Annotated in this window: 13 protein-coding genes and 1 tRNA gene; 5 read left to right on the top strand and 9 right to left on the bottom strand. The window is 53.6% G+C overall.

Annotated features, from left to right (window positions below):
• Positions 1 to 235 precede the first annotated feature (235 nt).
• Positions 236 to 1,618, bottom strand: a complete 1,383-nt coding sequence (gene asnS, locus C3Y92_RS09855) for an asparagine--tRNA ligase (RefSeq protein ID WP_207214045.1) — start codon at positions 1,616 to 1,618, stop codon at positions 236 to 238.
• A gap of 2 nt (positions 1,619 to 1,620) precedes the next feature.
• The gene (locus tag C3Y92_RS09850; protein WP_129352092.1) at positions 1,621 to 2,106 is read right to left on the bottom strand and encodes an L-2-amino-thiazoline-4-carboxylic acid hydrolase; all 486 of its coding nucleotides are present in this window, start codon (positions 2,104 to 2,106) and stop codon (positions 1,621 to 1,623) included.
• Between the two features lie 162 nt (positions 2,107 to 2,268).
• Between C3Y92_RS09850 and C3Y92_RS09845 the strand changes: the two genes are divergently transcribed.
• Both C3Y92_RS09845 and C3Y92_RS09840 read left to right on the top strand, forming a co-directional pair.
• Positions 2,269 to 2,362 (top strand) — tRNA-Sec (locus C3Y92_RS09845).
• A 108-nt stretch (positions 2,363 to 2,470) separates the two neighbouring features.
• Positions 2,471 to 3,493 carry a tyrosine-type recombinase/integrase gene (locus tag C3Y92_RS09840; protein ID WP_129352090.1) on the top strand — a complete coding sequence of 341 codons (1,023 nt, stop codon included), beginning with the start codon at positions 2,471 to 2,473 and terminating at the stop codon, positions 3,491 to 3,493.
• Positions 3,494 to 3,569: 76 nt separating this feature from the next.
• Here C3Y92_RS09840 and C3Y92_RS09835 read toward each other — a convergent pair whose 3' ends face one another.
• The 4 genes from C3Y92_RS09835 to C3Y92_RS09820 are packed head-to-tail and all read right to left on the bottom strand — an operon-like array spanning position 3,570 to position 5,300.
• Entirely contained in the window at positions 3,570 to 3,944 is a 375-nt protein-coding gene (locus C3Y92_RS09835) for a hypothetical protein (RefSeq protein ID WP_129352088.1), read from the bottom strand.
• Positions 3,945 to 3,980: 36 nt separating this feature from the next.
• A complete protein-coding gene (locus C3Y92_RS09830; RefSeq protein ID WP_129352086.1) occupies positions 3,981 to 4,454 on the bottom strand; it encodes a hypothetical protein in 474 nt (157 codons plus the stop codon).
• Positions 4,455 to 4,484: 30 nt separating this feature from the next.
• Positions 4,485 to 4,733, bottom strand: coding sequence for a hypothetical protein (locus tag C3Y92_RS09825; protein ID WP_129352084.1), 249 nt, complete (start codon positions 4,731 to 4,733; stop codon positions 4,485 to 4,487).
• Positions 4,734 to 4,742: 9 nt separating this feature from the next.
• Positions 4,743 to 5,300 carry a hypothetical protein gene (locus C3Y92_RS09820; protein WP_129352082.1) on the bottom strand — a complete coding sequence of 186 codons (558 nt, stop codon included), beginning with the start codon at positions 5,298 to 5,300 and terminating at the stop codon, positions 4,743 to 4,745.
• Between the two features lie 355 nt (positions 5,301 to 5,655).
• On the opposite strand from C3Y92_RS09820, the gene C3Y92_RS09815 reads away from it, so the two are divergent.
• Positions 5,656 to 6,858 (top strand): NlpC/P60 family protein, encoded by a 1,203-nt coding sequence (locus C3Y92_RS09815; protein WP_165352103.1) that lies wholly within the window; start codon positions 5,656 to 5,658, stop codon positions 6,856 to 6,858.
• 162 nt (positions 6,859 to 7,020) lie between these two features.
• On the opposite strand, the gene C3Y92_RS09810 is transcribed toward C3Y92_RS09815, so the two are convergent.
• The 3 genes from C3Y92_RS09810 to C3Y92_RS09795 all read right to left on the bottom strand — a co-directional run bounded on the left by C3Y92_RS09810 (position 7,021) and on the right by C3Y92_RS09795 (position 11,372).
• Complete coding sequence (locus tag C3Y92_RS09810) at positions 7,021 to 7,665, bottom strand: hypothetical protein (protein WP_129352078.1); 645 nt, start codon at positions 7,663 to 7,665, stop codon at positions 7,021 to 7,023.
• Positions 7,666 to 7,955: 290 nt separating this feature from the next.
• A complete protein-coding gene (locus C3Y92_RS09800) occupies positions 7,956 to 11,084 on the bottom strand; it encodes a relaxase/mobilization nuclease domain-containing protein (protein ID WP_129352074.1) in 3,129 nt (1,042 codons plus the stop codon).
• Positions 11,085 to 11,099: 15 nt separating this feature from the next.
• Positions 11,100 to 11,372 (bottom strand): plasmid mobilization protein, encoded by a 273-nt coding sequence (locus C3Y92_RS09795; protein ID WP_129352072.1) that lies wholly within the window; start codon positions 11,370 to 11,372, stop codon positions 11,100 to 11,102.
• Between the two features lie 409 nt (positions 11,373 to 11,781).
• Between C3Y92_RS09795 and C3Y92_RS09790 the strand changes: the two genes are divergently transcribed.
• Positions 11,782 to 12,519, top strand: coding sequence for a hypothetical protein (locus C3Y92_RS09790; RefSeq protein WP_129352070.1), 738 nt, complete (start codon positions 11,782 to 11,784; stop codon positions 12,517 to 12,519).
• A gap of 32 nt (positions 12,520 to 12,551) precedes the next feature.
• Positions 12,552 to 12,923 carry a hypothetical protein gene (locus C3Y92_RS09785; RefSeq protein ID WP_129352068.1) on the top strand — a complete coding sequence of 124 codons (372 nt, stop codon included), beginning with the start codon at positions 12,552 to 12,554 and terminating at the stop codon, positions 12,921 to 12,923.
• The last annotated feature ends 11 nt before the right edge of the window (positions 12,924 to 12,934 follow it).

The following is a 12,934-nucleotide window of genomic DNA, read 5'->3' as shown; positions in this document are numbered from 1 at the left end:
AAGAAAACGTCCCATCCTTCCCCTGAGGAAAGAGGGGCCGCCGCAGTTCTCGCTCGGGACGTCATTCTCATTGGGAAACTGCTGCGTCTTGCTCCCGTGCGTCACCTCAGGGCAGCCGGCCGACAATTCGTCAGCCGGCTGCCGCAATCTTTCAAAAAAGGCGTAGCAACCATGCAAACCCCAATCGTTTGAAGAAGAAAACCGGCTCGCCGCTTCTTCAATCAAATGCGCAGCCCTAGAACTCCAGATGCCGCCATGTGCGCGGGAAAGCCATGACGTCGCGGATGTTGGTGACGCCGGTGACGAGCATGACCAGCCGCTCGAACCCGAGACCGAAGCCGGCATGGGGCACCGTGCCGAAGCGCCGGGTGTCGAGGTACCACCAATAGGCCTCAAGGGGCAGGCCCAGCTCCGCGATGCGGGCTTCCAGCCGGTCCAGGCGTTCCTCGCGGGCGCTGCCGCCGACCAGTTCGCCGATGCCTGGTACGAGCACGTCCATGGCTCCGACAGTCTTGCCGTCGTCGTTTTGGCGCATGTAGAAGGCTTTGATGTCCTTGGGATAGTCGTACACGATGACCGGGCGCTTGAAGTGCTCTTCGGCCAGATAACGCTCGTGTTCGCTTTGCAGGTCGGACCCGAAGGCCACCGGATATTGGAAGGCTTTCTTGCAGGAGGTCAGGATGTCCACCGCTTCGCCGTACGGCAGGCGCACGAAGGGCTCGGCCAGCAGGTTTTCCAGAGTGGCGGGCAGGGTCGGGTCCACGAACTTGGCGAAAAGCCCGAAGTCCTCGGCGCATTCGGCCAGCACCAGCCGCACCAGATGGGTGACCAGGGATTCGGCCAGATCCATGTTGTCTTCAAGGTCGGCGAAGGCCATTTCCGGTTCGAGCATCCAAAATTCGGCGGCATGGCGCGAGGTGTCGGAGTGCTCGGCCCGAAAGGTCGGGCCGAATGTGTAGACCCGGCCCAGGGCGCAGGCCAACGGCTCGGCCGAGAGCTGGCCCGAGACGGTGAGCATGGCTTCTTTGCCGAAGAAATCCTGGCCCAGGCGTTCGGCCGCCGGCAGCGCGGCGGCCTCAGGCCCCAGGGTGGTCACCCGAAACATCTCGCCGGCGCCTTCGCAGTCCGAGCCGGTGATGACCGGGGTGTGGACCAGGGCGAAGCCTTCCTTGGCGAAATAGTCGTGGATGCCGTGGGCCAGGGCCGAGCGGATGCGCAACATCGCGCCGTACTTGTTGGTGCGCGGGCGCAGGTGGGCGATGGTGCGCAGGAACTCATCGGAATGGCGCTTTTTTTGAAGCGGATAGGTTTCCGGGTCGGCGGCCCCGAGGAGCGAGACCGCTACGGCCCGGACCTCGTAACGCTGGCCCTTGCCCGGCGAGGCCACCAGTTCGCCCGTGACGGCCACCGACGCGCCCACGCCAAGCGCTTTGACCAGATCCGCGCCCTGGGCCGTGTCATCGATGATGACCTGCAGGTTGCCCAGGCAGGAGCCGTCGTTTAATTCGAGAAAGGAAAAGCCCTTGGCGTCGCGGCGAGTGCGCACCCAGCCCATGACGCGGATTTCGGGACAAGGGGACGGGCTTTCCAGGGCGGCCTTGACGGTGGTGCGGCGTATGCTCATGCGTCGTTCCAGGTGAAGGTGAAAGGACATGTTTTCGCGCCCGAGGCAATAGTGGCCGGGCGATCCAGGGTCAGGCAGGGGCTGTAGCCGGCGGCAAAGGCGGCGTCGCGCAGACATGACACGCGCACGGCCAATTCCTCGGGCAGGCCCATTTCCCGGTAGCTTTCGGCGTAGCGGCAGCGCGCGACGTCGAAGGACACACGGCCGGGTTCGCGCCGTTCATTGACGATCTCAAGCGCCCCGCCACGTTGCCAGATGGCCGAAACTGTGGCGAAATGCGCAAGGTTCGGCCCGCCCGGGGCCAGGGCGGCGAAGGCCTGGCCAGCGGCCCTGGCGGCCCGGGCCACCGTGTCCTCGATGACGGCCAGGGCGGCGTCGCGGCCCAGACGTTCGACCAGGACGGCGTAGACGTCGGCCAGCATGGCCGCCTCAATGCGGCGGCGCTCAAGCAAGGTGACTTCGGACGGGATCATTGCGCTCATGGGGTTGCTCCAGCGCCCGGAAGAAATCCGGCGGGCGCGAACCCTTCTTTTGCCACAACGCCCGGCCCGACCACAACCGTCGCGACGCCGCCGCCACGCGGAAGCAATCCCGGGCAAGGATTGAAACCAGGGCTAAAAGGTGGTATAGACTCTGGCTCACGTGGAAGCGTTTCGTCACCGGTGTGGCGCCCGGACTTCAAATCCGGTGTGTGGTCGAGAGGTCACAGGTAGGTTCGACTCCTATACGCTTCCGCCATTATTGAACTTTTTCCGATTTTCCCGCCTCCCGTCAGCCTCCAAAAAAGCCCCGATTTGACTTTTTGCTGCAAATATGCTGCAACGAGCGCAGCAGGAGGTGGCAAAAATGGCGTCGATCAAACAGCGCGGACCGCTCCAGTGGCAAGCCACGATCCGCAAACGGGGCTACCCGACGACGTGCAAGACGTTCGATACCAAGGCCGAGGCCGACGCCTGGGCCAAGGAAATCGAAACGGAGATGAACAAGAGTCAATTTGTTTCGCGCAAAGAGGCCGAGCGCTATACTTTAGCCGAATGTTTAGATCGATTCAAAAACACCCATGTTCAGACCCTTAAAAACCCTCAAACCGAGATATATCGAATCGAAGGCCTGAAAAAACGCGCTTTGAGTCGTCGAATCATGGCAACTATTCAATCTCATGATATTGCCGCTTTTTGTGAAGAGCGCTTAGAAGAAGGCGTTTCCGCCAATACGATTCGTTTAGACTTGGCTATTCTCTCAAAGCTCTTTAATTTAGCAAAAAGCAAGTGGAATATGCGCAGTCTGGAAAATCCTGTCCAATATTTTGAGAAGCCGAAACTTCCTTCAGGACGCGACCGGCGTTTCGAGGACGACGAAGAAGAGAGGCTTTTTGAGGCTATTGGCGACGACTTTGAATTTCGCGCTTGTGTGACGTTTGCTTTAGAAACGGCGATGCGGCGTGGTGAAATAGTCAAGTTGAAGTGGAAAGACGTTTTTTTGGAAAGACAAATTGCGCGTTTAGCTGATACGAAAAACGGAAAACCTCGAACTGTGCCGTTACAAATCCCTGCTGTTAATGCGCTTAACAGTCTTCCTCGGCATATTTCAGGAAAAATATTCCCAAGTTACAACGCCGGGCAAACTCTTTCGAAGAAAATGCAAAAGGCGTGCAAAAAAGCCGGCATCCCGAATTTCCGCTTCCATGACTTGCGTCATGAGGCTATCAGCCGACTTTTTGAAGAGACAGACTTGGATGTTATGGAAATCAAGGAAATTACCGGGCATGAAACGCTGCAAATGCTGGCACGGTACGCGCATTTGCGAACAGAGAGACTTGTCAAACGCTTGAACGGTGCAAAGCGTGGAGAAGCCCAGGCCGGGGCATAAGCTCAAAGAAAATACCAAAAGAAAGGCCCCAGGTTCACCCCCGGGGCCTTTTCTTTTGGGCTTCCTCGCCCGTGCGTCAATCCGCCGCCGCCGCATTGTTTTGCGCCCGATATTCGTAACAACGCTCAATTGCTAAATTGAGCCGTTGCAGAAATACTTCAGCGCCCGTAATCGTTACAAATGATATTCTGTGCATTGGCCGCTTGAAGTCGTTCAAGTAAATATATGCAGTCGATCCTCCTCTTGACTTCGACTCGCTTCGCCATGATTTTATGTCGTCAATAGAGTATATCCTCCTGTTGATTTTTACAGTGGATTTTTTGAAATCAACAGCAACGCCGGCTTGTCGAAATTCTTCGTCTGTTGCGCGATGTTTGCAGTTAAACGATATGCAGATGAAAATCATGACCAATAAAGCAAACGATCCAGCGAAAAAATGCCACGCTTCCATAATGGCCTCCTGTTTTTTATTGTTAAGAACTGGCGCTTAAAATTCGATGGCCTCGATCTCTTTCGGATCGACCGGCGGCTGATATTCGATTTCCGGCGGGCAAATGTCGCTGAAAATTTCTGCGAGCATTAGCGACGCTTCATGTCCGTCGCTCGGTTCGTGGTCCGGCTCTGTCGGAAGAACAGGAAATTCCGTTTTTCCCGTCTTCATAAATATTTCGCCGTCCCTGTGGCGTGCTTCATATTCAATGTGTTCTTTGTAAATGTCCCTGAACATGCTTTGCACGTCAGCTCTGTGCAATGTTTTCAAAAGCTCGTTACAATCGACGTCGGTCTGCACCTCGAAAAATTCGACACTTTCTTTTAAAATCTCGTTTTGAGCCTCGGAAAGCGTTTGTGCCGTCACGACACCGTCGCGCGATAAAATGACGTATGCGCGCCTGATTTCATAAATGTCGCAAGAAAGGGCGTCCTCGGTAGTGAGATTGTCGATTGAAAGAGTAATATCCATGGTATGCTCCAATGTTAAATGTTTAAAGCCTTATGGCTGGATTTGATTTGTCCACATTGTAAACGCATCTTCTTTTGCTGCGTTACAAATTTTCATGACAACCAGCATTCTAATGCTTGTTGTCGGTGCCGCTTTAAGCTCTCTTTGTCCTCGCCTCCATTTTCCGTAAGTATCATAGTCAACGAAAAGTGCCCGCGCCATTTCCCCAGCATTAAAGCCTAGGATTTTTTCCGAACGCTTAATAAACTCGATTTGTTGTTGTTTTTGTTCTGGGGTCATATTTTAGCCTTAAAATCCTCCCCACTGTTCAAGTGGTGTTTCATCTTTCGTCGTTGATGTTTTTTCTTCCTTTTGATCTAGCCATTTTTCGGTAAGGGCGTTGTATTTCGCCGCAAGGATTTTCTTTTCTTCCTCGTGCCCTGTTTGGGGATATGCACGATACTGTTTCAACATGCCCTTTTGTTCTGTGACAAATTCGGCGATTTCCGTTCCAGATTTAAAACGATTCTCAATCCAAAACTTTGAATGAGTTAACAGCCCGTTTGGATCACAAGCTAATTTGGCTTGTTCATCTGTCATTGATGATAATTTGCCTGCGCGGATTTTTTCAGCCCATTCTTTTTGTTTAAATGAGCCTTTAAGAGCTTTGCCGCCAAAAGCTTTTGCAGTTTCGCGCCCAGACATGGCCTTTTCGCTTAATGTCTTTCTTTGTGTGCCTTTTTCGCAAGCTTCATAATTAATTTTTGGATCGTATTGAAATCCGGTTTCTAGGTCGCGCCAGTTCCCGTTTTCGTCTTCCTCCGGGATGTCTGCGACGTTCTCTAGCCAGTATGTAAAATTGTCCATTTTATCCTCCGGCTGTTTCGGTCTTTAGTCGTCTTGACTTCAGTCATACGCCCAATGGGCGCATATGCAAGGTAAATCTAAGGCGATTTTCAAAATAAATATCCAATTTATTCGGGTTGTTATCTATGCTTTGGGGGCTGGGGCTTGCCCCAGATAGGCCCGCCTCGGGCCGTGGCTCCCCGGCTTGAGAACCCCCCGCCCACGCCCTCGCGCCGCCTGTGACCGGCCAGCCCTGCGCGCCTGACCGATGTAACGCACGCACCGCGCCATAAAGGCCGGCTGTTACTCTTTACTTGCTATTGTTTGGCATTCCATGTATGGATTTTATGGGGGTAATAACTACAAGGAGTGTCTTATGGGCCTCAAGCAAAACGCATCGACCACGTCACAGCCGACAAAACAACAGCCAATCACGCCGTCCGATCCAAATTTATTAACGCCAGCAACGCGCGGAACAATCGGCAATAATCGCGAAGCGTGGCCTGCCGCATTTATCAACGTGCGCGGCGACACCTTTTTGACTGCCACAAAATTCCACGGCCTCGACGCCGGGTTTGCGAAATTTTCCGGCCCCGGCCAGCCAGTCCAGGCCGTGGATATTGGCATCCGCGACCGCCCGGCGGCTCAACAGCAAGCAATTGCCGCCGATCTGTCGCGAAAAATCGAACGCGCCCCGATTATGCTTCAAAGCGTGTTTACGCGCGAGGGGCCTGTTTCAACGCCGTGCGAAGTCGTGTCGGGTAATCCAAATACTATCAAAGTGCGGCCTTTGCCCGGTTTCGACGCCAAGGGCATAAAAGTGGCGTTTATGGACCCGGAAACCTTCAAAAAGGCCATGGAAGGCCTCGAAAAAGACATTGCGGCGCTTCCTCTTCAAAAAGTCCCCAAAATCCAGCCCGGCGAGAAAGGCGGGGATTGGCTCGATAATTCGATCAATTCTAGCATCAATCAGGCAATTGATGGCCTTAAAGCCAAGGGCTACCCTTACGCTTACGGCGGAAGGGCCGATTTAGACGGGAAAATGGACTGTTCGGCGTTTGTTAGCGCAATGATGAAGCGGGTAGGCAAAAACGTTAACGAATCAGCGGGAAAGGCCGTTTTTGATAAATTCCCGCAAGGTTGCGCCGCCGACATGGTTACAACGGCGATGCAACGCGGCGGAAGGATCACGCCGCAAGAATTGCTCAAAAACCCGCGTCCTGGCTGTATGATCGGACTCGATACGGGTAATAAGGGGTGGGATAAAGGCCGCGCGAACGGAATTGACCACGTTGCGATGACGTTTCGCGATAAGTCAGGCAAAATGATGGTTGCGGAATATACGCCCGATCCGAAAGACCCGGTTCACGGAAGTGGGCTTAAAGTCACTGAAATGGACAAGTTCATCAATCGCTACACGGCAAAGGGCAGCGGTATTTTTATCGCTACTCCCGAAAGTTTGTGCAACAAAGCCGCTTTGGCAAGCGCCAACGCCAAAGCCGTCGCCGCCCTTGAATTCTCCCCCGCCGCCGAGGCCGGCGACGACGCCCACGCCCGCGCTATGGCCGCGATGTCATAACCCCCGGCCATCCCTCCCCACGACAAAGCCCCGGTCATGCCGGGGCTTCTTTTTTGGGCTTCGCCTGCCCGTCATGACCTCCAACCCCTCCCGGGTTCCTCCCGGCCCGAAAACTCCAAATTTCAACAGCGAAAATTTAGGGGTTTTGGCTTAAATGTTGGGCTAAATGGGATGAAAGCCGCCGGATTCTCCATTTCCGCCAGATTCGCGCCTTTTACCGCATCGATGCTTTAGAAGAGACTCGCGAAGGGATTCGGCAATCTCGTTTGATGCGGCATTTTCCCTGGAAACAGCCGATTCTTGGCAAGTCTGTAATTCGGCCACGACTTCGGGCCGTTTGATGTTTGGTCGCTCAATAAAGCCTCCATTGCGGACATGGGTAACAATGCGTGTCATTTTATCATGACATGGGGATTTATCCCATGTTGATGCCCTGGTTGCGTATTCGTCGCTATGCAGTCTGACGCCCCAAGTATCGCTAAGACGCGACTTGATTTGCTCAATTTCAATGTCTTTCTTGCCATAAATTTGATTTAGTTGATTCATGACTTCAAAACGAAGCCGCTTGTCAATTGGATTGACATAGAAAATCGCTTGATGATGATATTTTTGAAATTGTATCAAGACCGATGGTTGCAAGAAATCATGAAAAAGCATGTCTTGATCGACGTAATCGATAATGATTTCCGCACGAAGCCTTTTGCGGAAATCTTCTTCAATCACCCTCCCCGCCACGTTTTGCAGCGGGGAGGGTGAAACGACTTCTTCTTCATCATCGAAGAAGAAGTTTTTAAGAGTTTTAAGCATCCTCGCCTTCCGATTGTGTTTGAGACGATTTTTCTTCCCTGGCTTCACAAAATAGAATGGTTGTAAGGTCGTCCATTTTTGTCCAGTTCTCCTGTCCCTTCCCGTCGAAAACCTCTTGAAAGAGGATAAGTTTTTTCGATTGCACGTTGCAAACGATTGTAAGCTCGACAGTGTAAGCGAAATGAGTACTGCCATCCTTTTCGAAAGACTTCTCCTGTTTTGACGTGATAAGCGTACCGTATTTGCACCCCCGGCAAGTGTAATCGTTGGCAAGAATGCGCTTATACGCACTATTTTGCGCTTGTTCGAGCGGAGTCGATTGATTTGACATGATGACCTTCTGTTGTTGATTGTTTTGTTTGAGACATTGACTGATAACGACTATTTCGGGCCTTTTGTGCTGCCAAGGCCTCTTTTTCTACTCTGTCAGCCTCGGCAGGGTTTGTTTTCCGAAGTTCCGCAACGATGTTGCGCAATTCGGAAAAAGATTGAGCCGGGGGCGGCGTTTTGAGGGACGGCACTTGGTATCGTGACGTTTCCTGCTGCTTTGGCCGCTTTTGCTCTTGAATCCTGGCGTCCATGGCCTTTTGCCGCTCAATCGCTCGCTCTGTACGTTTTGCGGCTTCTCGCACGGCCATGAGCCGATTAAGATCGCCCTGTTTCCTCTCGCGCAAGGTTTTCAGACTGCGGGTGAATTCGCTTATTTTGACCCTCGTCCCGTCTTTGAGAACAACCCGGCCGCCTTCACCGTTTTTCGTCAATTCAAGCCGCGCCCCTTGCAGTTCAAGACGTTGAACAATGCTTTCCCACGATTTAGCTCTGAAAATCTGTCGAAGTTGCCGTTTTTGCATCTCAAAATGCTGTTGCTGTGCGCTCATCTCGCGCCAGCCCGCAATCTGAAAAGCTGGCTCACGGCCCCACTTTTCGCACAAATCCTCGTAATCCACTTTGGCGTGCCATAATGGCACCGTTAAGCGGTCATTGACGATGATTTGAGCGCTATTCCCAGCCGCTTCAATCCGCCAGCCCCTTGCCTCTATTTCGCTCATAATCGCGTCAAAATCGCCGCCCTTGAAAATATTGCGCACGTCCATTGCTGCGAATTGAGCGAATCTTGCGAACTGCACCTCTTCTTTGAGATTTTGAAGCTCTTCCCTAGAAAGACCTTCTTTCTTCATCTCAATGTTTGGTTCGCCAAATATTTTGCAATAAGCCGTAAAGTTTAGTTCAAGCTCGGCCAAATCGATGGGCTTTTGTCCTTTTATTGAGACTTGCGCCCCTGTCTCCGTCATTTCAAGACGCCAGCCGCGTTTTTCCAATGCAGGGATAACGAAATCCCACATTGACCTAGTGCCGTTATTTTCCTCTGTTTGTTTGTTATAAGCGGCCAAAGCGCTCTTAAACTCGTGTTTAACGAGTTCCCCAGCTTTCCAAGCCTCTTTTTCTGCGCCTTTAAGATCAACCGGCGCGGAAATGTCCAAAGCCGCGCTTTCATCGGCGGGCTTTTCCTCAACTTTCTTGAGCTTGCGCGTATCCCTGGACCAGTCGAAAATTTTGGTGCCGTGGGCGTTTTGTGAAGCGATTTTGGCAAGATTTTTGCGAATGATCTCGATCAAATCATCTTCGGGGTCGATCTCTACTAATTCAGCCGCTTTGGCCGCCTCGGGGTTGTAATGGCGCTTGTCGGGGGTTTCTCTGTACTTTTCGTTGAATTTTGCGGCCAAGGCTTTCAAACGGCAATCTGCCGGAAGCGATGATAAAGCCAGGGAACCTTTGATTCCGACTGCTGAAAGACGAAGAGAAACGAGGCCAACGCCTTCTTTCTGGAAAAGCTCGATTTGAATGCCCTTTTGAGCAAGGCGGTCGATTGTTTGAACAATCGACTTATCTTGAGACAAAGACTCTCTAATCGTGTCCCGAGCCACTTCGCCCAACTTTCGGAGCGCGGACGGCTGGCCGGAAAGGGCCTCTTCATCGAGTGCGTTTTGAGGAAGAATAATGGCATTGGGATCAGTCGGGATTTCTTGCGCATTTCCGACCGCCAAAATTGCCGCTTTTTCAGCCGCTTTTTCGGCTTGTGGATACGTCACGACGGCATCGAAAAGTTCGCGAGAAATTTTGCCGCTTTCGACCGCGTCTTCTAAGGTTAAGTCATCAAATTTTTTAGTAATGTTATTGAGGGAATTGCGCCCGGGAACGTCCGACATTTTGACCCGGATTTCGGGCGCTCCGTCTGCCGATTTTGCGACGATAACCGCACCCGATTTTCCGGCGCGGGCGAGGGTCCATCCCTCGCGGCGGAAATCGGTCAAAATATCGGACCAGGACAACGCCCCGGAAATGATCCGTTTCGCCTGATTCCCAACCCTGGCCGGGGTCCAGGGGGCGGCGGTGCGTTGGGGCTGTGCGAGCCTGACCGCGCCTGCGCCGGAAACACGGGGCGGGCTGGCGGGTGTGGCCTGGGAGGCGATGGGGCGGCCCATGGCGGCGGCGCGGGCGTCTATAGATGATAAGGCGCACTCTCTGGGCAGCGCTGACAGAGCCAGCCGACCGCCGCTAATGGGCGAGGACAACACAGCCCCATCTCGACCCGACTTCGTCGGCTTAATATCCATCTCAATACCGATAGCCGCCAGCCCGGCCACGGCCTCGGCGCGGCTCTGTGCGGCGGCGAGGATCGGCAGCGCGGCCAAGGCCAGGACGTGCGCCGGGTGCTGGTGGCGGTGGGTCGCCTCATAATCTTTGATCCGGGGCGGAAGGCGCACCCCGTCAGCCGGGACGGCCTTGGTCACGCGCTGACCATGCTTGTCCCAGGCCAAATTTTTTGCGTCCCACCCCTGGCGCTCGCAGATTTCAGCGCACGCCCTGGACGCGGCTTTGTGCGCGTAGAAGCGCAGCCGCCCCCCGCGCTTGTCGTCTCGCGTCACGTCCACGGTGTTCAAGCTGCGGACCTCAAGGCGACCCCAGTTATTGGCAATAACGGTCGAAACCTGGGCATGGATGTGAAAATTTTTCGTGTCGTTGTGCAAGCCCCACAAAAGCGGGGCTTCGGGAGGCACCCCGAGATTGCGGCGGAAAATTTCAACGGCCTCGGCAACCTGGACTTCTGTTGGCCGCTCCCCTGCTTCAAACGAAATGACCCAATGGTCATAGGGCCTGCCCTGGCCGCCCTGCATTTGGTACGCCTCGGCCTCCCGATCCAACCACCGCGCCGCCTCGTCAATGTCCTGCACTTCAGGCCGACCCGGGCAGCTATAGCCGGTCGCCTCGATCCGTTCGCCCGCTGCCGTCGCGGCGGCGTGGCGCTCGTCAAGACCGCGCACGTAATCGCTTGTGCGCCGGCTCGCCGCCGCGCCGCCGGATTGGCTGGCGGCCTTGGCCCCGCCTCGGTCGGATTGCTTGACGCGTTTGACGATCACGTGCGGCCCCTCTCTCTATCTATTGATGCGGTCGGCCAGCCGGTCGATTGCGTCGGCAAGCTCGGGCGCGTTGACGCGCCAATGCTTGATGATCCCCTGGCCGATCCTGCGCAACTCCGCGAGCATCTGTTGATCGGTTTTAGCCTGGATGCGGCGGCCGGTCAGGCGGTCGCGGATGTAGCCCGCCACGGATTTGCCATAGGCCTCGGCATCCTTTTCGATCTGCGCCATCTGCTCCGGCGTCACCCGGCATTTAGCGACTTCGGTGTAGACCCGTCCTTTACCCATGATGTGCCTCGTTAATGGTTCGCCAATTGATCCGTTTCATTCCTGTCTCTCCAAAGGTTCGTTCGTTGTCGCCGCCAGGGCGGTCTTGCGGCCTCCGGGCCGCCTCTTCAGCCCTCCGCAGGAGCAGGAGGCCCAGAGACAGGCGCGAAGCAACGGCCCGCGTAGCGGGGTCCCCTGGGCAATCCTGCCTCTTCACCTGAATTCGTCTTATCCTTATCATACCGCCCTGGCCCGTCAACCGATTTCGACGTTATACTGGTCAAAAAATTAAATTCACAAAGTACGAAAGTGGTTGGGTGGCCGTTGACAGCCCGGTCAGCAGTGTTACTATGCCTCTACTACAGAGGTCCACACTACACCACAAAAAACCTACAACCCACCTAGTGGTGGCAAACAAGAGACAAAAACAATGTTACACAGCGTTGATGCAAATCCTACTGTTACCACCGAACACGATGATATTCACACACAAACCACCAAAAGCGAGGTAAAAGCGATGAATTCCCAGCCGACGACTTCCCAAAAACCGGAATTGAAAAATTCCGACTCAAGTCCTGTTGCCGATCCCAAAAATGTCTCCGTTTTTTCCGAAACAACCTCTACTGAAAACAAAACCGAAACCAAGGCCAAAAAGACCCCGAAGCGGAAACGCGCACATAAAATCACTGTTTCGCGCGATGCGGAGGCGATGGCAGCAATAGACAAGGATCTGGACGAATTGAAAAAGTCCCACGTCAAGATTGAACTGTCCGATAAGCAAGTTATCGAACAGAAAATCGACAAGATTTTGGAGCTAAAAGAATCTGGTGTCGGATACGAAGCCATTCACAGAGCCTTCCAAAAGCGGCTTGAATTGCAAATTAGCACAAAAACATTCGTCTATTACGTCCAAGCGATTTTGAACAAGGACAGGCCCAAACGCGACCCCAAAACCGTTCAAATTTCGGTGCCAAAGGAATTCGCGGGGAAGTTTGAAAAACTCGTGGACGTGCTTGAAAGGGGCCTATCTATCGCCTGTTTAGCGTTCAACGAAACGGAATGGAAAGGCCGGCTTGATATTGGAACCGTTCCTGACGTCGAGCTTGAATTTTCCACGACTGTGCCCACGCCCGAAGCCGACGCGGCCGATTCCGACGCCGAAGCGTAAAACTAGACAACATTATATAGGAGCTAAACAAAATGGATACCGCGCACACAATCGAACGATTCCTGGCCCAATACGCTGCCATTGCCGTTATCGCCGCATATTTTGGATGGATTATTTTGAAACGCATCAAAGCGATTGTTTCGGATGCGAAACAAGAACAGGCGGAATACGAAGCAAAATACGGCAGCTTGGAAGGATTATCGGAAATCTACAAACGACAATTGGCGGGCGAACGAGAGCCTAATTTTCTCGATCATCTCAAAATTGCATTGCTGACGTATGTTGATGCGTTTCGCACGTCAACGGGAAAATGGGGTATACTGACAATACGGCTTGTGGCAACAGGCGCGGGAGTTGCGCTCCTTTTCTACGTCGTCGCAAATTTCGTCAAAGCCGGCGTCTAGCCGACATCTAC

It is taken from the genome of Solidesulfovibrio carbinolicus (genome assembly GCF_004135975.1).
GTDB lineage: Bacteria > Desulfobacterota > Desulfovibrionia > Desulfovibrionales > Desulfovibrionaceae > Solidesulfovibrio > Solidesulfovibrio carbinolicus.
This window is presented reverse-complemented; position numbering and strand designations above follow the sequence as displayed.

What these genes read in the sequence shown, in the direction of transcription:
- C3Y92_RS09850 (WP_129352092.1), bottom strand. Translation starts at nt 2,106, where the DNA reads ATGAGCGCAATGATCCCGTCCGAAGTCACCTTGCTTGAGCGCCGCCGC.
- C3Y92_RS09840 (WP_129352090.1), top strand. Translation starts at nt 2,471, where the DNA reads ATGGCGTCGATCAAACAGCGCGGACCGCTCCAGTGGCAAGCCACGATC.
- C3Y92_RS09835 (WP_129352088.1), bottom strand. Translation starts at nt 3,944, where the DNA reads ATGGAAGCGTGGCATTTTTTCGCTGGATCGTTTGCTTTATTGGTCATG.
- C3Y92_RS09830 (WP_129352086.1), bottom strand. Translation starts at nt 4,454, where the DNA reads ATGGATATTACTCTTTCAATCGACAATCTCACTACCGAGGACGCCCTT.
- C3Y92_RS09825 (WP_129352084.1), bottom strand. Translation starts at nt 4,733, where the DNA reads ATGACCCCAGAACAAAAACAACAACAAATCGAGTTTATTAAGCGTTCG.
- C3Y92_RS09820 (WP_129352082.1), bottom strand. Translation starts at nt 5,300, where the DNA reads ATGGACAATTTTACATACTGGCTAGAGAACGTCGCAGACATCCCGGAG.
- C3Y92_RS09815 (WP_165352103.1), top strand. Translation starts at nt 5,656, where the DNA reads ATGGGCCTCAAGCAAAACGCATCGACCACGTCACAGCCGACAAAACAA.
- C3Y92_RS09810 (WP_129352078.1), bottom strand. Translation starts at nt 7,665, where the DNA reads ATGCTTAAAACTCTTAAAAACTTCTTCTTCGATGATGAAGAAGAAGTC.
- C3Y92_RS09795 (WP_129352072.1), bottom strand. Translation starts at nt 11,372, where the DNA reads ATGGGTAAAGGACGGGTCTACACCGAAGTCGCTAAATGCCGGGTGACG.
- C3Y92_RS09790 (WP_129352070.1), top strand. Translation starts at nt 11,782, where the DNA reads ATGTTACACAGCGTTGATGCAAATCCTACTGTTACCACCGAACACGAT.
- C3Y92_RS09785 (WP_129352068.1), top strand. Translation starts at nt 12,552, where the DNA reads ATGGATACCGCGCACACAATCGAACGATTCCTGGCCCAATACGCTGCC.